The organism is Streptomyces sp. NPDC006430 (assembly GCF_040612395.1).
Lineage (GTDB): Bacteria > Actinomycetota > Actinomycetes > Streptomycetales > Streptomycetaceae > Streptomyces.
This window is the reverse complement of record NZ_JBEXQA010000009.1, coordinates 116,011-133,428: the sequence shown is the minus strand read 5'-3', so window position 1 is coordinate 133,428 and position 17,418 is coordinate 116,011. Positions and strand designations below refer to the sequence as shown.

Here is a 17,418-nt window from a genome sequence, read left to right as displayed (position 1 = left end):
GCACGTACCGGTCGGCATGTCACTACCCGGGGGTACAGACACGGCAAGTATTCGCTGTTCGGGTGCCTGTGGTGGCCTGATGCACAGGCCGGGGGCGGGCCCTCGGTGCATCGCGCACAGGCCGGAACGCGGTGAATGTTTCACGTGAAACACAGGACCGGCGTGTGTTTCACGTGAAACACGCGCCGGGTCCGGGCCCGGGCCACCGTTTCAGCGGCCCGTTCAGCGGACCGGAGTGAGTTCCGGATCTTCGCGGAGCTTGACCAGCGCACGGGAGACGGCGCTCTTGACCGTGCCGATCGAGACTCCGAGCAGTTCGGCGGTCTGTGCCTCGCTCAGGTCCTCGTAGTAGCGCAGGACCACCATCGCGCGCTGTCGGTCGGGCAGCCGGGTCACCGCACGCCACATCGCGTCGCGCAGCGCCTGTGCCTCGGCGGGGTCGCTGGTCGGCGTCCCCTCCGGCTCCGGGAGGTCGTCACAGGCGAACTCGTCCACCTTGCGCTTGCGCCACTGGGAGGTGCGGGTGTTGACCAGGGTCCGCCGAACGTATCCGTCGAGGGCGCGGTGGTCATCGATGCGGTCCCAGGCCACGTACGTCTTGGCGAGCGCCGTCTGCAGCAGGTCCTCGGCGTCACACGGGTTGGCGGTGAGCGAGCGCGCGGTGCGCATCAGGACCGTGCCGCGGGTCCGGACGTACGCCGAGAACGACGGGTACGGCGTCGGATTCGAGGCGAGCGTGCACAGAGGCGGGGTCATGGCTCAACGCTAGGAGCGGAGTACGGGCCTGGGATCGGCCGCAGGTGCCGAAGCGGGATCCATCTCAGGTTGTAGGGGTGGGGTGTGCCCCACCTCCTGAAGGTGGAGGAGGCGGGGCGTGCGTGCGAGGGCGGGTCTCAGCCGTCGGCGCCAAGGATCAGTCCGGACGTCGGCACCCCGGTACCGGCCGTGACCAGGGTGTGAGCGGCTCCCGCGACCTGGTTGACCGAGGTGCCGCGCAGCTGGCGGACGGCCTCGGCGATGCCGTTCATGCCGTGCAGGTACGCCTCCCCGAGCTGGCCGCCGTGGGTGTTGAGGGGTAGCGCGTCCGCGGCCACGAAGTCGCCGGCCTCGCCGGGCTTGCAGAAGCCGAATTCTTCCAGCTGCATCAGGACGAAGGGGGTGAAGTGGTCGTAGAGGATGCCGACGTCGATGTCCGAAGGCCGCAGTCCGCTGGTCCGCCACAACTGGCGGGCGACCACGTCCATCTCCGGCAGCCCGGTGAGGTCGTCGCGGTAGAAGGAGGTCATGGCCTCCTGGCGACGGCCTGCGCCCTGCGCGGCCGCGGTGATCACGGCGGGCGGGTGCCGCAGTTCCCGGGCCCGCTCGATGCTGGTGACGACGAGTGCCTGGCCGCCGTCCGTCTCCTGGCAGCAGTCGAGCAGCCGCAGCGGTTCGACGATCCAGCGCGAGGCGGCGTGGTCGGCGAGGGTGATGGGCTTGCCGTGGAAATAGGCGGCCGGGTTGTTCGCGGCGTGTCGGCGGTCGGTGACCGCGACGTGGCCGAAGACCTCGGGGGTCAGGCCGTAGGCGTGCACGTAGCGCCGGGCCGCCATGGCCACCCACGAGGCCGGAGTGAGCAGCCCCCAGGGGAGCGACCAGCCGAGCGCCGCGCCCTCCGCCGACGGCTCGCGCTGCTGCACTCCGGAGCCGAAGCGCCGGCCGGAACGCTCGTTGAAGGCCCGGTAGCAGACCACGACGTCCGCGACCCCGGTCGCGACGGCGAGGGCGGCCTGCTGAACGGTGGCGCAGGCCGCGCCACCGCCGTAGTGGACCCGGGAGAAGAAGGACAGCTCCCCGATTCCGGCGGCCTGGGCAACGGTGATCTCGGGGCTGGTGTCCATGGTGAAGGTGACCATGCCGTCGACGTCCGCGGGGCTCAGCCCGGCATCGTCGAGTGCGGCGTGCACGGCCTCGACTGCGAGCCGCAACTCGCTGCGTCCGGAGTTCTTGGAGAACTCGGTCGCACCGATGCCGGCGATGGCGGCCCGGCCGCCCAGTGCGTCACGGTGGCGGGCGCTCATGCCGCCACCTCCGCGGTGACCGTGCCGGTGACGTGGTGGCCGATGCCGTTGGCGCCGACGACCCGGACCTGCACCGTGTCCCCGTCGAGGGCGACCACCGTCCCGGTCAGGACCATCGTGTCGCCCGGATAGTTGGGGGCGCCGAGGCGGATGGCCACCTTGCGCAGGACGCAGCCCGGCCCGAGCCGGTCGGTGACGTACCGGCCGACCAGCCCATTGGTGGTCAGGATGTTCATGAAGATGTCCGGGGATCCCTTCTCGCGCGCGAGCGACGCGTCGTGGTGCACGTCCTGGTAGTCGCGCGAGGCGATGGCGCCCGCGACGATCAGCGTCCGGGTCACCGGGATCTCCAGCGGCGCCAGTGTGTCGCCGACGTTCATGCGTCGTCCCCCTCGAGTGCGGAGTCGTCGGACAGGAACGCACCCAGTTCGGCCAGCAGCTCGCTGCCGCAGCCCAGGTACGCGTCCAGCTGGCGCCCCCACAGGAAGTGTCGGTGTACGGGGTGGTCCAGGTCGGCGCCCGTCCCGCCGTGCAGGTGCTGGCCGGCGTGCACGACCCGCTTGCCCGCTTCCGAGGCCCACCAGGCCGCGGTCAGGGCGTGCCCGCGGGCCGGAAGTCCCTCGTCCATGCGCCAGGCCGCCTCGTACGCGGTGACCCGGATCGCCTCCGTGTCCATGTACGCGTCGGCCGCGCGCAGCATGACCCCCTGGTTCGTGGACAGCGGGCGGCCGAACTGCTCACGGCTGGAGGTGTGCTCCACCGCGCGGGCCAGGGAACCCGCGCAGACCCCGGCTTGAAGCCCGGCGAAGGCGGTGCGGGCGGCGGCGAGGACCTCGTCGTGGGCCCGGCCGTCGCCGAGCCGTTCCGCCCGGGCCCCGGTCAGGGTCAGCCGCCCCGCAGCCCAGGGGGCGGTGGTCTCCACCGCGGACGTCCGCACCCCGCCCGCGTCCGTCCGCACGAGCCACAGGGCGCGGTCGGCGTCCGGGACCAGTACGTGGGTGGCATCGCGCAGCCACGGCACGACGGGGGCGGTACCGGTGAGCCTGCCCTCCGGGGACGCGGTGATGCGGCCGCGGGCCGGGAATGCGCCGGTGGCCACCGCCTCGCCCGAGCCCAGGGCGGGAAGCAGCCGGGCGCGCTGCTCGGCGCTGCCGTGCGCGGCGACGGGCAGGATCCCGTACACGCAGGTGGCGGCGTACGGGACCTGCGCGGTGGTGCGGCCCTGCTCCTCCAGGAGCAGCACCAGGCCCAGCAGGCCGACGTCCTCGACGGCGGCGGTCAGTCCGGCCGTGGTGAGAGCCTTCCACAGCTCTGCGTCACTGCCCGTGCCGGCGGCGGCAAGGCGTTCGTGTGTGGCGAGGTCGCGAAAGATCCGGGCGGCGAGTCCGGCCGCCGCCGCCTGGTCCTCGTTGGGTTGGAAGTCCATCAGCCCTCGCCCCCTCGGAAGACCGGCAGCTCCAGGTCCTCGTCGACCCGCAGGAACTCCAACTGCACGGGCATCCCGATGCGCACCTTGTCGTAGGGGACGCCGGTGATGTTGCTGATCATCCGGACGCCTTCGGCGAGTTCCACGAGGGCGACCGCGTAGGGCCCCGCCTCGGCAGCGCCGTCTTCGTGCGCGGTGAAGGCCGGGAAGGGCGGGTGGTGCATGACGACGTACGAGAACACGGTGCCGGCGCCGGCCGCCTCGACGGTGTCCCAGTCCGGGCTGGCGCACGCGTTGCAGCCGGGCAGCCAGGGGAAGCGGAGGGTCGCGCAGACGGTGCAGCGCTGGATCAGCAGCTTGTGGTCCTCGACTCCGGCCCAGAAGCCCGCGTTGTCGCGGTTGACGACCGGGCGGGGGCGCCTGGCAGTCGGCTTCTTCTCGCGTGGGGCGGCGGGCGCGTACTTGAGGATCCGGAAGCGGTGGGTGCCGGCAAGTTCGCCGTTCGCACGGACGTTCGTGCGGGTGGTCACGAAGTGGCCGGTGCCCAGCTTGGTCGACTTGCGGGGGGACACGGACTCGATGACGGCGTCGAAGGTGATCGCGTCTCCGGGGCGCAGCGGACGCAGGTACTCCTGCTCGCAGTCGGTGGCCACCACCGAGGTGCAGCCCGCGCCGTCGAGCAGCGTGAGGAGCTCGTCGTAGGAGGAGGAGCGGTCGGCGTGGCCGGAGAGTCCGCCCATCGTCCATGCCTGGAGCATCGTGGGCGGGGCGACCGCGTCCGGGCCGCGGTAGGCGGGGTGGGTGTCGCCCATCGCCTCGCACCAGTGGCGGATCATCGGTGCGTTGACCGGGTCCTTGCCCTGGCCGGCAGTGGCCGCGGGCTGTCCCTCGAAGGCCTTGAGCAGCGCGTGGAACCGGTCCGTCTCCGCAGCTTCCGTGGTTCGCGCCGCCGTGGTTCGCGCCGCCGTGGTTCGCGCCGCCGTGGTTCGCGCCGCCGTGGTTCGCGCCGCCGTCGTCCCCGACTCGTCCGCCGTGGCGGTCATCGCTTCCTCCCCTTCATGCCGAGCCGCATCATGGCGACGATCTCCCGCTGGACCTCGCTGACCCCGCCGCCGAAGGTGTTGATCTGGGCGGCCCGGTTCATCCGCTCCAACTCGCCGCCGGCGAAGGCCGTAGGTCCCCGGACGAGGGCCTCCTCGCCCACCACCTCCTGGCACATCCGGTACACCTCGACGGTGGACTCGGTGCCGAGGAACTTCACGCCGCTGGCATCGCCGGGAGCCAGGGTGCCGTTGCCCACGTCCTGGACGAGGCGCCAGTTGAGGAGGCGTACGGCGGCCAGCCTCGCGTGCGCCTCGGCCAGCCGGGACTGGACCCAGGGCCGGTCGGCGGGGCGCTCGCCGGTGACCGGATCGGGGGTGCGGGCGTAACCGAGCACGCGCGTGTAGAAGTCCTCGGCCTGCATGCCGATGGCGGCGAGGGCCACACGCTCGTGGTTGAGCTGGTTGGTGATCAGGCCCCAGCCACCGTGCTCGGGGCCGACGAGGCTGCCGAGGGGCACGCGCAGGGAGTCGTAGTACGTCGATGTGGTCGTGAGGCCGCCGACCGTGTCGATCGGGGTCCATGCGAAGCCGGGGGCGTCGGTGGGCACCAGGAGGATCGAGATGCCCTTGTGCTTGGGGGCGTCGGGATCGGTACGGCATGCGAGCCAGATCCAGTCCGCGTTCTGGGCGTTGGAGGTGAAGATCTTCTGCCCGTCGATGACCCAGTCGGCTCCGTCGCGTACGGCGCGGGTGCGCAGCGAGGCGAGGTCGGTGCCGGCCCCGGGCTCCGAGTAGCCGATGGCGAAGACGATCTCGCCGGCGAGGATCCGGGGGAGGAAGTAGTCCTTCTGCTCCGGAGTTCCGTACTTCATCAAGGTCGGGCCGACGGTGTTGAGGGTGACCATGGAGACGGGGGCACCGGCCCGGTAGGCCTCGTCGAAGAAGACGAACTGCTCGTCGGGTCCGCGCCCTTGGCCGCCGTACTCGACGGGCCAGCCGAGCCCGAGCAGTCCATCGGCGCCGATGCGGCGCAGGAGCGTGCGCTGGTCGGCGGGATCGGCGGGGGGACCGTCCGGCAGCAGATCGTGGAAGTAAGCCCGCAGTTCGGAACGGAGCCGCAACTGACCTTCGGTCGGGGCGAGGTGCACGGCGCTGGCCTCCCGGCATCACATCATCGAGTGAACCTGACTGTCCGTCAGATTCCCTGTCGATGTCAAGGTCGGGAGAGCGCCCACAAGGGAAGGCCGTGGCCGGATCGACGCACGACACGCGAGGGCACATGCATCACCGGACCCCGACCGATCCCGTGGCGCCGACCACCACGGCCACCCCGCGCAGTGACGACCTCGCGAGCCCGCACTCAGCTGGACCTTCACCTACCCACTCGACGCCGCAGGCCAGCGGCTCATCCGCCCCGGGCACGCCGAAAGGGGCCGCGCGCGTCCGGGAACCCCACCGTCTCCCGGGCCTGCGGCCCTGCAATGCCAAGCTTCACTGCCCCGGCGCTCGCCGGGGTCATCCCACCGCGCCCCGTTCCAGGGCGCATCACCGGCGCGATCCACGGTCACGTATGACGGACCCGGCTCCAACGCCTTTTACTCTTGCTGCTGTTGTTACTGCTGCTGTTGCTGTTGCTGTCGTTGCCACCACGGCCGGATCTGGCTTCACCGGCCTACTGCTCGCGGCTGCACTCCCGCTGCCTTCGAACGGGCTACCCGCGTACCTCCGTAGCGGTGCTACGCGACCAGTTCGAGCTCGTCCCGAGCCACTCCAGCGGTCCCGCCGACCATGGACGCGGCAGTGGTCGAGCGGCGGACGGACGGGGCCTTGCCGTGCGCCTCGGCGCGGATCCGCTGCTTGATGGTCGGCGGGAGGGAGCCGCCCCGCATCATGGCTCGCCAGGTCCGCCGGGCCATCGGCACGGCCGGCCGACGCACGGCGGCGGCTGCGGGGCGGGCGGGAGCCGAGCCGGTGGGGGCGGCAGCCGGGGCCGTCTCCGCACCGAATCCGAGGGAGGTGAAGAGCGCCACGAGGGCGGCGACGAGTGCGGTCCAGATGGACGTGACGGTGATGCGGTGAGCCATGACAGGGTACCTCGTTTCGCGATGGTCCGACGGGCGGATCTGCATACATTCGTCATGATGTGTCCGCAACCGCAGCGCTCCCACCCCGCGCGCCGATCTTCCGACAAACACCACTCGAAGGGCGTAACGCCGCCCTTCAGACCCTGCGCTCGGCCCCAGCCATTGGCACTTCCGCCTCCTCAAAACCATGCTCCACACACCCGACGGCGCTTCTCCTCTCGTGGCCGGGGGACCGCGAGCCAGCAACTCTCATCCGCTCGTTCAGCGAGATGGCAAGCCAGCGGGGGGCATTTCCATGCGGAACCAGAACGAGCGCGGCGCCCCGGACGTCGATCACCTTGGGGGCGTTCTCCACGACGGAGCACGTCCGCGACCCGATCTCCTCGTCGAACCCGGTGACCGGCATCGGCCTTTCGGGCAGGCCTACCCGAACGTGGCCCTGAACGAGAGCACCACGGCGGCCCACGCCGAGGAAGTGATCACCGCCCGAGCCGCCATGGCCCACCTCGCCCTGGTCCTGGTCCTGCTCCTGCTCCTGGTCCGACGGGCCCGAGCCGCCCTCGCAAAGCTCACGGCCCGCTAGGCCCCTCAGCGAACGGCCCCTGACCGGTGTCGCTGGTCAGGGGCCGTTCATCTGCGGTGGGTGTGGGATTTGAACCCACGGTGACATCGCTGCCACGACGGTTTTCAAGACCGTTCCCTTAGGCCGCTCGGGCAACCCACCTGGCCGGTACAGAGTACCGGCAGGTGGGGGGCTGCTGGGTCAGGAATTCTGGGCCTTGTCGTAGGCCGCCTTCGCCTCGGGGCCGAAGTACGGGCCGAACATCCGGTTCGGCAGGAAGGAGTAGCCGAAGCTGTTCACCGAGACCTGGGTGCCCAGACCCGTGGCCTCGTTGAAGTCCTGGAACCAGGGGCCGCCGCTGGAGCCGCCGGTCATGTTGCAGCCCAGGCTGTGGTCCTTGGTCAGCAGGAAGTCCTTGCCGGTGTTCCCGCTGCAGTAGACCAGCTTGGTGCCGTCGTAGGGCGCGGCCGCCGGGAAGCCGAAGGAGTACATCTTCTTGTTGTAGCCGCCGTTGAACAGGATGCCCTGGGCGCCGACCACCTGGCTGAGCGTCTGGCCGTTCAGGGGGGCGACGACGGCGAGACCCACGTCCATGTTCATGTCCTCGCTGGCGGCCCACTGGTCGGTGGCGAACGTTTTGGTGGCCGACCACTGGCCGTAGGGCGCGCTTCCGTTGTCGTACGCGGGGACGAAGATCCAGTTGGTGTGCCAGGCGCCCTGGTACTTCACGCAGTGGCCGGCCGTGATGACCGTGCTGCCGTTGGCGCTGCTGATGGAGTCACCCGAGCAGGACGCGGTCCGGTCGCCGAAGGTGAAGAAGACCCGGCCCGAGGTTTTGACCACCGCCCCACCGCCCGTCCACGCGCCGCCCGCCTGCGGGAACGCCGTCGGGGAGGCAGACACGGAGGACGCCGCCGTCGGGGCGACCGCCGTGGGCCGGGCCGAGGATGCCGCTGGCGTACGCCCGGTCCCGGGCGTTGCCGTCACGTCCAGCGGGGTGGCGCTGCGCATGCGCTCGGCGGTCCAGAAACCCTGGGCGTGCTGCTGCTTGAACGATGCCGGGGCATCGGCGGCGGCCGAGGGGGCGGCTGCCGTCAGCGCGCCCGCGACCAGGGCGCCTGCCGCCAGGAGGACCGATGCTGCCGTGCGATGACGATTCACGCAGGACTCCTTCTGCCGTGCCCGGTCCCGTCGGACCGGGCAGGGTGGGGGTGAAGAGCTGTCGGTGCGGATCGGCCGCAGGGTCGCACGGGCGGCACGAGAAGTCAGGAGCCGGTCAGAACGTTCGGTCGGTTCCGGCCAGGAAATGGCCAACTCCTGTCCCTTGCCCCGTCATACGGTCAGCAGTACCCCCGCGTACGAGACCCCGGCCACCACCACCCACGCCCCGAGTCCCAGCACCGCGGCCCGTCCGCCGGTCCGGGCCAAGGTGGGCAGGTCCACCGCGCTGCCGAGCCCGAACAGGGCTGCCGCCAAGAGCAGTTCCTGTGCGGTGTGCGCCCACTCCAGCGCCACATCGGGCAGCACCCCGGTGGCACGGAGGGCGGCCGCGGCCAGGAATCCTGCGACGAACAGCGGTACCGGCGCCGGGCGACGCCCTCCCGGCGTGCGCACGCCCTGCCGGCGCGCCCGTACGGAGAAGGCCACGGCCGCCACGAGCGGAGCCAGCAGCGCCACCCGCATCAGCTTGACCAGGACCGCCTCGCCGAGCGCGCCCGGGCCCGCAGTCTGGGCCGTGGCCACCACCTGACCGACGTCGTGGACGCTCGCACCGACCCAGCGACCGAAGGCCGGGTCGGAGAGCCCCAACGGGCTTTGAAGGAGCGGAAGCACGGCGATGGCCAGCGTCCCGCACAGGGTCACCAGCGCCACCGAAGCGGCCACGTCCTCCTCGTCACTGCCCGACACCTGGCTCACCGCGCCGATGGCCGAAGCCCCGCAGATCGAGTACCCGGTGGCGATCAGCAGCGGCTGGTCGCCGGGAAGTCCGAGCCGGCGACCCAACCAGAGCGTGCCGAAGAAGGTGGCCGCGACCACCGCGGCCACCATGGCCACCGTGGCCCAGCCCAGCCGGAGCACCTGGTCCAGGCCCAGGCCGAGGCCCAGCAGGACGATACCGATCCGCATCAGCCGTCGTCCGGCCAGCGAGAGCCCGGGGCGGGCGACTCCACGGACGACCTCGCGGATGCCCGGGAGGTGGGCCACCCCGATACCGAGCACCACCGCCGCGGTCAGCATCGGCACCGCGGGCACCAGCCGGTGCACGCACCACGCCACCAGCACCCCGGCGGCAGCCAGTCCCAACCCGGGCCAGGAGGAAGATGTTTCACGTGAAACACGTTGGGCGCGCTCGGCTCCCGCGCCACCTACCGGGCGGTTCAGCAGCGCCATCAGTCGGTGGGGAGCGTGTAGACGCGTCGGACGCTGCTGCCCAGGCGCATGACGTCGGCCCCGTACACGTGCAGGGATATCGCCTTCGTTTGACAGGAGTTGCGCACCTTGTGGATGTCCCCGGGCGGGGCGAATCCGCAGACCTCACCGGGTCCGTTGACCACTTCCTCGGTCGCCACCAGCCGGGCGCAGGCCTCGCCCGTGGCGGGGACCAGCCGGTAGCGCAGCTCGCTCTCCTGGCCCTCGTGCACGCCGGCCACGCCCCAGGAGACGTGATCGTGGACGCTGGTCTCCTGGCCGGGCAGCCATACCAGTGCCACCACCGAGAAGCTGCCGCCCGGCTCCGTGTGCAGGACGTGCTGCCGGTACCGGTCGGGGTGCCCCTCGCGTTGTTCGGGCGTGAGCAGGTCGGGGGTGCCCAGGTACGGGGCTACGCGCTCACCGACGAGGTAGGCGGTCAGGTCCGGGGCCAGCCCCCGGTCCACGACCGTACGGATCTCACGGACGAGGGCGGCCATCCTCGCGGTCGTACGGGCCGGCGTAGTGGTGGTCATACGGGGCAGCGTCGAACAGCCCACCCATCACGTCCAACGACAGTTCTCACCTGAAATCCCAAGCAGCGCTTATGCATGCGGGCGGATGCCGGGCGGCGGGCCGGAGCTGTCAGCAGTCGGTCAGCAGCCGACGCGGTTCGAGGCCACCTGCTTGAGCACGTCGAGGACCACGGCCGTCGCCGGGATCCGCAGATGGTCGCGGTAGACGTAAGCGGCGATGTGCCGGCGCGCGGCGGGCTGGAGGGGCCGCCCGCACACCCGGCTCAGGGAGAGGGAGGGGAGGACCAGAGCGGGCATCATCGCCACGCCCAGCCCCTGCCCGACCATGCTCTGGACGACCAGGTTGTCGTCCGTGGCGAACCGGATGTCGGGCACGAAGCCGAGCTCGGCACACTCGTGGAGCAGGTTAGCCCGGCAGCGCGGACAGCCGGCGATCCACCGCTCCTCCGCAAGGTCGGCCAGGTGCACGGCCCTGCGCCGGGCCAGTGGGTGGCCGGTCGGCAGCAGTACCGTCAGCTGGTCCTCCAGCAGCCTGACCTCGGCGACCTCCTCCGGGACCTCCTCGTGGAGACCGGGGTAGGTGAAGGCCAGGGTGATGTCGCACTCCCCGCGCTCCAGCCTGCGCAGCGACTCCGGGGGCTCCCCCTCCAACAGCTCGACCTGGATGCCCGGATGGTCCTTGGCCAGGTCGCTCAGGGCCTCCGGGACCAAGGTGACGTTGGCGCTGGGGAAGCCGCACAGCCGTACCCGCCCGGTGCGCAGGCGCGCGTACGCCTTGAGCTGGGCCTCGGCGGCGGAGAGACTGCCGAGGATCGACTCGGCGTGCCGGGCCATGGATTCCCCGGCCTCGGTGAGCTGCATCTTGCGGCCGACCCGGGTGAACAACGGGGTACCGACTGCGCGTTCGAGCGCCTTCATCTGCTGGGTGATCGCGGGCTGGGTGTACCCGAGGACACGAGCAGCCCCCGAGTAGGACCCGGAGGCGACCACTTGGTGGAAAGTCCGTATGTGCCGAGAATCGAACACATGGGAAGCATAAGCGGACGTTGGGAGGGGCCGTAGGCGTATTCACGCCCACGGCCCCTCACCATCAAGCCAGCGTCCCCCGCCGGCCCTCGCGCCCGGTCCTCACTTGTCCCCGACCCGCGAGCCGAGGGTGATGTCGACGGTGGTCGGCTTGCCACCCCGCAAGTAGGTCAGCTTCACCACGTCACCCGGCTTGTGCGTCCAGATCTCGCTGATGAGGGTCGGACCACTGTCGATCGGCTTGTCGCCGAACCGGGTGATGATGTCGCCGGGCTTGAGGCCCGCCTTGCCGGCCGGACCGTTGGGGTCCACCAGCTCGTTGGCGGGAGCGCCCTGCTCGGAGATCTTGGCGCCCTCGGTCTTGGCCTGGAGGTCCACGGAGACCGAGATGATCGGGTAGACCGGCTTGCCCGTCTTGATCAGCGACTCGGCAACGTTCTTCGCCTGGTTGATCGGGATGGCGAAGCCGAGGCCGATCGAGCCTGCCTGGCCGCCGCCGAAGCCGCCGTTGCCCGCCGACTGGATCGCGGAGTTGATGCCGATGACCGCCCCACGGCCATCGAGCAGGGGGCCTCCGGAGTTACCCGGGTTGATCGAGGCGTCCGTCTGCAGGGCGCTCATGTACGAGTTCTTGCTGCCCGAGCCGTCACCGGAGGCCACCGGGCGGTTCTTGGCACTGACGATGCCGGTGGTGACCGTGTTGGACAGGCCGAAGGGCGCACCGATCGCGATGGTCGAATCGCCGACCGCGACCTTGTCGGAGTCGCCGAGCGGCAGCGGCTTGAGAGCGGCCGGCGGGTTCTTCAGCTTGAGCACGGCCACGTCGTACCCCTGGGCCCGGCCGACGACCTCGGCCTCGTACTTCTTGCCGTCGGAGAAGGTCGCGGAGAGCTTGCCGCCGTTCGCGGCGGAGGCCACCACGTGGTTGTTGGTGAGGATGTGGCCCTGCTGGTCGTAGACGAAGCCGGTGCCGGTACCACCCTCGCCGTCGCCCGCGGAGGCCTCGATCGTGACGACGCTGGGCAGCGCGCCCGCGGCCAGGCCGGCGATCGAACCCGCTTCCCGCTTGACGTCCTTGGGGGTGTTGCCCGCAGTGATCGTGGTCGAACCGGAGCCGTTGCCGCTGCGGTCGGCGGCCCAGTAGCCGATGCCGCCGCCGACGCCGCCCGCCAGGAGGGCCGCCACGAGCACGGCGGCGATCAGGCCGCCCCTGCCCTTGGGCTTCGCCGGCGGGGTGCCGTCGGGTGTCTGGGGCACGCCCCAAACACCGCCGCCGTGGCCGCCGCCCGAGCCGTACGCGGGGACCGCGGGCGGCGGGGGAGGCCAGCCCTCGGCTCCGTGCGCGGCCGGGGCGGGGGCCTGCGGGTATGCGGGAGGCTGCGGGTAGGCCGGGGGCTGCGGGTACGCCGGGGCCGGGGGCTGCATCGGCGGGAACTGCTGGGTGTGCTCCGTGCCGGGCGCGGGCGTCGGCGGCAGCTGCTGGGTGTGCTCCGTGCCGGGCGTCGGCGGCAGCTGCTGGGTGTGCTCCGTGCCGGGCGTCGTCGGCAGCTGCTGGGTCACCGGCTCGGCTGCGGCCGGGGCAGGCGTGGCGACCGGCGCAGCCGGCTCCGCCCCCGGGGCGGGTGCCGCCGGGGTCTCCGCGGTCGGGTCCGGTGCCGAGGTCGGTGCGGTCGCGGGTGCAGGCGTCTCGGGGGCGGGAGCGGCCACGGGGCGTGCCGACGGGGCCGCGGGGGGCGTCGGGGCCGCGGTGCCCTCGTTCTCGGTGCTCACAGCGCTCTTCTCCTCGTCACACACGGCTTCACAAAAACTAGCGATTCGGCCCGACTGAACGTTCGACGTGCCGCACAAGTTCCAGGGAAAAGCCTTCCCCATGACCCGTCAGAGCACTGTAAGCCGGACCTGTGCATCTCCCTCATCCTTTATCTCCGGCATTTCGGGCGCATCCGCAAGCCCGGGCCCGACATCGGAGGCCCTCCCGGTGGCACCATGACCCGGTGACCCATGCAACGCCGCCCATCCAGGTCGTCGCCCACCGCGGCGCCTCGGAGGATGCCCCCGAGCACACCCTGGCCGCCTACCGCAAGGCCATCGAAGCCGGCGCCGACGCCCTCGAATGCGATGTCCGGCTCACCGCCGACGGCCATCTGGTCCTGGTCCACGACCGCCGGGTCAACCGCACCTCCAACGGCCGCGGCGCCGTCTCCGCCCTCGAACTGGCCGACCTCGCCGCCCTCGACTTCGGCTCCTGGAAGGACCGCGAGGAGTCCCCCGACTGGGACGCCGATCCCGAGGCCACTTCCGTACTCACCCTGGAGCGGCTGTTGGAGCTGGTCTGCGACGCCGAGCGGCCGGTGCAGCTCGCCATCGAGACGAAGCACCCGACCCGCTGGGCCGGACAGGTGGAGGAACGGCTCCTGTTCCTCCTCAAGCGGTTCGGGCTGGACGCGCCGCCTGCCGAGGGCCCGCACCCGGTCCGGATCATGAGCTTCTCCGCGCGCTCCCTGCACCGGGTGCGGGCGGCCGCCCCGGCGGTCCCGACCGTGTACCTGATGCAGTTCGTCTCGCCGCGGATGCGCGACGGACGACTGCCTGCCGGGGTGCGGATCGCCGGTCCGGGAATGCGGATCGTGCGCAACCATCCCGGCTACATCCGCAAGCTCCAGAGCGCGGGCCACTCCGTACACGTGTGGACCGTGAACGATCCGGAAGACGTTCAGCTCTGCGCTGATCTGGGCGTGGAAGCCATCATCACGAACCGGCCGCGACAGGTTCTGTCACAGCTCGGGCGCTGACGTCCCGTTTTGCCCACCGACCCCGCACGACCCGCGCGTGACAGGGTGTGCCCCGGCGCATCCGTTCCGCAATCAATGGTCATGAATGCGTCAGGGGGCCCAGGTCAGGGCGTTTCCGGTCCAGGCCATTGGGGCATCCAGACCATGGCGTGGGACTAAGGAGGTTCCGGGGGTGGCGTTGGTGGTGGCACAGGAAGTGCCCACGTCGTCGTGCGTGGACGTATGCCATGGTCCTGCGGGCGTGGGCGAGGCAAGACGCCACATGCGCGAACAGTTGCGCATGAGCGGGGTGTCCGATTCGGTCGTGGACGATGCCGTACTGATCCTCTCCGAACTGCTCAGCAACGCCTGCCGGCACGGCAGGCCGCTGGGCGCGGGAGCGATCGGAGACGGGGAGATACGCGCCGCATGGCGCATAGACGAGGCGGGGCGGCTGACGGTCGAGGTCACGGACGGGGGCGGTCCCACGCGCCCGGTTCCGGCCACGCCCTCGGTCACCGCGCGCGGCGGTCGGGGGCTGAACATCATCAGCGCCCTCGCCCAGGACTGGGGTGTCCGGGACGGAGCGGCGGGCGAGGTCACCGTATGGGTGATCGTCGCGTGCGGGGCCCGGCATGAGGATTTCGCTACGCGCGTTGCGCCCCCGGCGATCGATTTCAGCGCGGCCTTCGACGATCTGGCTCCCTGACCAGGATCCGCCGTCGCATCCTTCACGAGATTCCGACAGCAGCACCCGCACCACCGGCCATCCGAACGGGCGGCCCCGGGAGCGCACGCCGACCGTGCTCCCGGCCGCATCCCACCAGTTGTGGCGGTACGAACGGCTAGGCTCGCGCCCAGACCACGCCGTACCGCCGCAACCGGGAGACACCCACGATGGCCAAGAAGCGCCCCGCAGCCAAGACTGCAAAGCCGCAGCTCAAGAACGGGGAGATCCCGGTGGTGGGCGCGCGCGAGCCCTGCCCCTGCGGATCCGGGCGCCGTTACAAGGCCTGCCACGGCGCAGCCGCCGCACACGCCGTCACCGAGCACGTGGCGCGCCCCTTCGAGGGCCTGCCCGGCGAGTGCGACTGGGTGGCGCTGCGCGAGCTCGTGCCCGCGGCGACCATCCCCCTGACGCTCAAGGGCGGCCTGCCCGAAGGCGTCCCCTCCGTCACGCTGGTGACCGTACTGCCCATGGCCTGGCCGGCGTTGCGCCGCGAGGACGGGTCGGTCCTGCTCGGGCTCCAGAACGACTCGACCACCGGGGACCTCTCCCGGGACATGGCCGACACCCTGGAGCGCGCGCTCGTCGCGGAGCCGGGCACTCCGGTTCCTGCCCGCCGCGTTCCCGCCGAGGGTCCGCGACTTCAGGATCTCCTGGACACGGACAGCGTTTTCGAGCCGGTTGTGCACAGCGGCTTCGAATTCTGGATTCCGGATGCGGAGAGCGCTCAGAACTCCTCCCCGGAGATCGCCGCCTCCCTGGAGCGCGCCAACGCCGCCGCCATCCCGACGGTCAAGCTGGCCGGCGTGGACGCGGCCTACTGGTGCGAGACCCCGGACAAGAACCACCTGCGTTGGGTCATGCCGTACCCCGAGGAGAAGCTGCTCGACGCCCTCGCGCGGCTGCACGCCGCGGGCGCCTCCTCGCTCGGCGAGAACACCCGACTGGTCGGTTCCTTCCGGGCGCACGGGCTGATGGTCCCCGTCTGGGACCTGCCCACCGGGGTGACCGCCGACGACGTGGAGAAGCCGGCCGCGGAGTTCGCGGAGCGGCTGGCCACGGCCCTGGCCTCGGACGCCCCGCTCACCCCGGAGGAGCGCCGGGCGCGCGGCGGACTCACCAACCGCCAGGTCACGCTCAACTGACGTCCAACACCCCCTGGCAGACCGGTGACTGGGGTCACAACTCCCGCTAATCGCCTGCAAATCGGTGTCTGAATATCAGAGATCGAATTTGCGAACAGGCGATCTCTTGTTACCGTTCTTGTAGCCCGGTCGCTGGTGCATCCCCCGTCGCCAGCGACCGGGCCCTTCCATTTCCGACGTCGCTCAACCGTCGGCCGGTGCCGGCGAGTTGCTCCCGGACCGCAGCAGCAGCTGCCCTTCATCATCCGGAACTGCAAACTCCGCAATGGCCGAGTAGGCGTCCGGCCCTCCCGCCGAGGCCTCCCGAGGCGTCTCGCACAGCCCCGGCTCGCCACCCGCCTTGACCGCGCACCGGATCTGCACCGTGTGCCCCGCAGGCCCCATCATTGTCAGAACGGCGTCCAGCGCGCGGCTGCCCGTGTTGCGGTAGTAGCTGCGGCCCCACGTCTGACCGTCGCCGACCAGGATGCAGGTCTGCGCCTCCACCCCTTGCGGCGAGGAGAGTTCGGGACCGCACCGGGAATCGGTCCGGGGCTGCTTGGACGGGCCCGGCTCCTGCGGAACGGCCGGCCGTGCCGGTGCAGCGGCCGGCGCCGGGGTACGGGAGCGCCCCCCGGGCTCGACGAACCCGAGCGAGGAGAGCAACCCGCCGCCTTTTCCGTCATCCTGACCGGCGAAATCTGGTCCGGCGATCGCCCCTGCCAGTGGGAGCGACAAGATGACCAGCACACCGGCGCTGATACCGATCAAGCGGAGATTCATTCGCCGAAGATAGCGATGCGGGAATGGGGCACGGAGATCCCCGCGCCCAATTCCCTTGGAAACACGTCGCACTGACACCCGTACGAGTGATCAGTACGCGAGGCGGCTCCCACCGCCGGAGGCCCCGCTGCTCGCCTCGACCAGTGCATCCACGACCGTCTCGACCTCCGGAAGCCACAGGCCACCGGTGTCCACGGGCTTCCGTTCCCATCGCACGTGCCCGCCGCCCGACGCCGGCGAGGGCGGCAACAACAGGTAGCCGCCCTCGCCGTGGAAACGCAGCGCGGACGGCACGTGGTCCTTGGCGTAGAGCAGTTCACCGAGCCGTTCCAGGGAGTACGGCGCGACGAGCAGTGACCACCGGGTGGGCGTGGCCACGACCGGACCGAGCCGTACGCCCTGCGCGTCCAGCCGTACGACGGCCCGCGCGGCCGCGGTGGCCGGCAGGCTCACGGCACACGGCGCGGACCCGCCGGTGGCCAGGAGCACGGGAGCGGCAGGCCGGTTGGCCCACCACCAGGCCACCATCCGGGGGTCGGTGGTGGCCGCGAGCAGTCCGGGGTCGAAGGGGTGCGCGCCGGGGACGGCGCAGTCGGGGTCGGGGCAGGCGCACCGGGCGCTGTCGGTGCCGGAGCGGCCGACGCCGGGCAGGACCGGCCACTGCCAGGCGGTGGCGCAGGCGAGCGCCGCGTCGAGGAGAGCCGGATCGTCGTTCCGCCCGGGGGCGGGACGGAGGGACATCAAGCGATTGCGGAGCCGCTGGAGACGCCTTCCGAGGATCTCGCGCATGAGCGCTCGTTCCTTTCCGTTGAACGCCGAGGGCCACATCACACCATGTAACCGGTGTCTCACCACACGTACACGTTT

At 71.2% G+C, this 17,418-nt stretch carries 18 protein-coding genes and 1 tRNA gene; 4 read left to right on the top strand and 15 right to left on the bottom strand.

The genetic code is table 11. The annotated features are described in order from the left end of the window. Positions 1 to 222 precede the first annotated feature (222 nt). From ABZZ20_RS16185 to ABZZ20_RS16155, 7 genes are all read right to left on the bottom strand, one after another. Positions 223 to 756 carry a SigE family RNA polymerase sigma factor gene (locus ABZZ20_RS16185; protein WP_356870040.1) on the bottom strand — a complete coding sequence of 178 codons (534 nt, stop codon included), beginning with the start codon at positions 754 to 756 and terminating at the stop codon, positions 223 to 225. 137 nt (positions 757 to 893) lie between these two features. Then, entirely contained in the window at positions 894 to 2,060 is a 1,167-nt protein-coding gene (locus ABZZ20_RS16180; protein WP_356870039.1) for a lipid-transfer protein, read from the bottom strand. Continuing rightward, the gene (locus tag ABZZ20_RS16175; RefSeq protein WP_356870038.1) at positions 2,057 to 2,440 is read right to left on the bottom strand and encodes a MaoC family dehydratase; all 384 of its coding nucleotides are present in this window, start codon (positions 2,438 to 2,440) and stop codon (positions 2,057 to 2,059) included. Before ABZZ20_RS16175 ends, ABZZ20_RS16180 begins: the two co-directional genes overlap by 4 nt. Then, complete coding sequence (locus ABZZ20_RS16170; RefSeq protein ID WP_356870037.1) at positions 2,437 to 3,486, bottom strand: acyl-CoA dehydrogenase family protein; 1,050 nt, start codon at positions 3,484 to 3,486, stop codon at positions 2,437 to 2,439. The genes ABZZ20_RS16175 and ABZZ20_RS16170 overlap by 4 nt, the downstream gene beginning before the upstream one ends. Next, positions 3,486 to 4,529 carry an OB-fold domain-containing protein gene (locus tag ABZZ20_RS16165; protein ID WP_356870036.1) on the bottom strand — a complete coding sequence of 348 codons (1,044 nt, stop codon included), beginning with the start codon at positions 4,527 to 4,529 and terminating at the stop codon, positions 3,486 to 3,488. The genes ABZZ20_RS16170 and ABZZ20_RS16165 overlap by 1 nt, the downstream gene beginning before the upstream one ends. Beyond that, positions 4,526 to 5,677 (bottom strand): acyl-CoA dehydrogenase family protein, encoded by a 1,152-nt coding sequence (locus ABZZ20_RS16160; RefSeq protein WP_356870035.1) that lies wholly within the window; start codon positions 5,675 to 5,677, stop codon positions 4,526 to 4,528. The genes ABZZ20_RS16165 and ABZZ20_RS16160 overlap by 4 nt, the downstream gene beginning before the upstream one ends. A 588-nt stretch (positions 5,678 to 6,265) precedes the next feature. Continuing rightward, positions 6,266 to 6,613, bottom strand: coding sequence for a DUF6344 domain-containing protein (locus tag ABZZ20_RS16155; protein WP_356870034.1), 348 nt, complete (start codon positions 6,611 to 6,613; stop codon positions 6,266 to 6,268). Between the two features lie 295 nt (positions 6,614 to 6,908). Between ABZZ20_RS16155 and ABZZ20_RS16150 the strand changes: the two genes are divergently transcribed. Next, complete coding sequence (locus tag ABZZ20_RS16150) at positions 6,909 to 7,196, top strand: hypothetical protein (RefSeq protein ID WP_356870033.1); 288 nt, start codon at positions 6,909 to 6,911, stop codon at positions 7,194 to 7,196. A 54-nt stretch (positions 7,197 to 7,250) separates the two neighbouring features. Here the strand turns inward: ABZZ20_RS16150 and ABZZ20_RS16145 are convergent. The 6 genes from ABZZ20_RS16145 to ABZZ20_RS16120 all read right to left on the bottom strand — a co-directional run bounded on the left by ABZZ20_RS16145 (position 7,251) and on the right by ABZZ20_RS16120 (position 12,916). After that, positions 7,251 to 7,337: transfer RNA gene (locus ABZZ20_RS16145), tRNA-Ser, on the bottom strand. 39 nt (positions 7,338 to 7,376) lie between these two features. After that, positions 7,377 to 8,336, bottom strand: a complete 960-nt coding sequence (locus ABZZ20_RS16140; RefSeq protein ID WP_356870032.1) for a peptidase — start codon at positions 8,334 to 8,336, stop codon at positions 7,377 to 7,379. Between the two features lie 171 nt (positions 8,337 to 8,507). Next, positions 8,508 to 9,566: a putative sulfate exporter family transporter gene (locus tag ABZZ20_RS16135; protein WP_356870031.1), complete on the bottom strand. Its 1,059-nt coding sequence runs from the start codon at positions 9,564 to 9,566 to the stop codon at positions 8,508 to 8,510. Beyond that, positions 9,566 to 10,120, bottom strand: coding sequence for a cysteine dioxygenase family protein (locus tag ABZZ20_RS16130; protein WP_356870030.1), 555 nt, complete (start codon positions 10,118 to 10,120; stop codon positions 9,566 to 9,568). The genes ABZZ20_RS16135 and ABZZ20_RS16130 overlap by 1 nt, the downstream gene beginning before the upstream one ends. Before the next feature lie 120 nt (positions 10,121 to 10,240). Then, on the bottom strand, positions 10,241 to 11,146 hold the full coding sequence (locus ABZZ20_RS16125; RefSeq protein WP_356870029.1) for a LysR substrate-binding domain-containing protein: 906 nt from the start codon (positions 11,144 to 11,146) through the stop codon (positions 10,241 to 10,243). A gap of 102 nt (positions 11,147 to 11,248) precedes the next feature. Beyond that, a complete protein-coding gene (locus ABZZ20_RS16120; RefSeq protein ID WP_356870028.1) occupies positions 11,249 to 12,916 on the bottom strand; it encodes a trypsin-like peptidase domain-containing protein in 1,668 nt (555 codons plus the stop codon). Between the two features lie 224 nt (positions 12,917 to 13,140). Between ABZZ20_RS16120 and ABZZ20_RS16115 the strand changes: the two genes are divergently transcribed. The 3 genes from ABZZ20_RS16115 to ABZZ20_RS16105 all read left to right on the top strand — a co-directional run bounded on the left by ABZZ20_RS16115 (position 13,141) and on the right by ABZZ20_RS16105 (position 15,789). Continuing rightward, positions 13,141 to 13,938, top strand: coding sequence for a glycerophosphodiester phosphodiesterase (locus tag ABZZ20_RS16115; RefSeq protein WP_356870027.1), 798 nt, complete (start codon positions 13,141 to 13,143; stop codon positions 13,936 to 13,938). Between the two features lie 85 nt (positions 13,939 to 14,023). After that, positions 14,024 to 14,626: an ATP-binding protein gene (locus tag ABZZ20_RS16110; protein ID WP_356870026.1), complete on the top strand. Its 603-nt coding sequence runs from the start codon at positions 14,024 to 14,026 to the stop codon at positions 14,624 to 14,626. A gap of 188 nt (positions 14,627 to 14,814) precedes the next feature. After that, entirely contained in the window at positions 14,815 to 15,789 is a 975-nt protein-coding gene (locus tag ABZZ20_RS16105) for a DUF5926 family protein (RefSeq protein ID WP_356870025.1), read from the top strand. Positions 15,790 to 15,972: 183 nt separating this feature from the next. On the opposite strand, the gene ABZZ20_RS16100 is transcribed toward ABZZ20_RS16105, so the two are convergent. Both ABZZ20_RS16100 and ABZZ20_RS16095 read right to left on the bottom strand, forming a co-directional pair. Continuing rightward, a complete protein-coding gene (locus tag ABZZ20_RS16100) occupies positions 15,973 to 16,551 on the bottom strand; it encodes a hypothetical protein (RefSeq protein WP_356870024.1) in 579 nt (192 codons plus the stop codon). A 90-nt stretch (positions 16,552 to 16,641) separates the two neighbouring features. Then, positions 16,642 to 17,340: a bifunctional DNA primase/polymerase gene (locus ABZZ20_RS16095; RefSeq protein ID WP_356870023.1), complete on the bottom strand. Its 699-nt coding sequence runs from the start codon at positions 17,338 to 17,340 to the stop codon at positions 16,642 to 16,644. Positions 17,341 to 17,418: the final 78 nt, after the last annotated feature.

Coding starts and splice junctions, on each gene's coding strand:
- ABZZ20_RS16170 (WP_356870037.1), bottom strand. CDS start 3,486: ATGGACTTCCAACCCAACGAGGACCAGGCGGCGGCGGCCGGACTCGCC.
- ABZZ20_RS16130 (WP_356870030.1), bottom strand. CDS start 10,120: ATGACCACCACTACGCCGGCCCGTACGACCGCGAGGATGGCCGCCCTC.
- ABZZ20_RS16110 (WP_356870026.1), top strand. CDS start 14,024: ATGCGTCAGGGGGCCCAGGTCAGGGCGTTTCCGGTCCAGGCCATTGGG.
- ABZZ20_RS16095 (WP_356870023.1), bottom strand. CDS start 17,340: ATGCGCGAGATCCTCGGAAGGCGTCTCCAGCGGCTCCGCAATCGCTTG.
- ABZZ20_RS16150 (WP_356870033.1), top strand. CDS start 6,909: ATGCGGAACCAGAACGAGCGCGGCGCCCCGGACGTCGATCACCTTGGG.
- ABZZ20_RS16175 (WP_356870038.1), bottom strand. CDS start 2,440: ATGAACGTCGGCGACACACTGGCGCCGCTGGAGATCCCGGTGACCCGG.
- ABZZ20_RS16165 (WP_356870036.1), bottom strand. CDS start 4,529: ATGACCGCCACGGCGGACGAGTCGGGGACGACGGCGGCGCGAACCACG.
- ABZZ20_RS16185 (WP_356870040.1), bottom strand. CDS start 756: ATGACCCCGCCTCTGTGCACGCTCGCCTCGAATCCGACGCCGTACCCG.
- ABZZ20_RS16105 (WP_356870025.1), top strand. CDS start 14,815: ATGGCCAAGAAGCGCCCCGCAGCCAAGACTGCAAAGCCGCAGCTCAAG.
- ABZZ20_RS16100 (WP_356870024.1), bottom strand. CDS start 16,551: ATGAATCTCCGCTTGATCGGTATCAGCGCCGGTGTGCTGGTCATCTTG.
- ABZZ20_RS16155 (WP_356870034.1), bottom strand. CDS start 6,613: ATGGCTCACCGCATCACCGTCACGTCCATCTGGACCGCACTCGTCGCC.
- ABZZ20_RS16180 (WP_356870039.1), bottom strand. CDS start 2,060: ATGAGCGCCCGCCACCGTGACGCACTGGGCGGCCGGGCCGCCATCGCC.
- ABZZ20_RS16135 (WP_356870031.1), bottom strand. CDS start 9,566: ATGGCGCTGCTGAACCGCCCGGTAGGTGGCGCGGGAGCCGAGCGCGCC.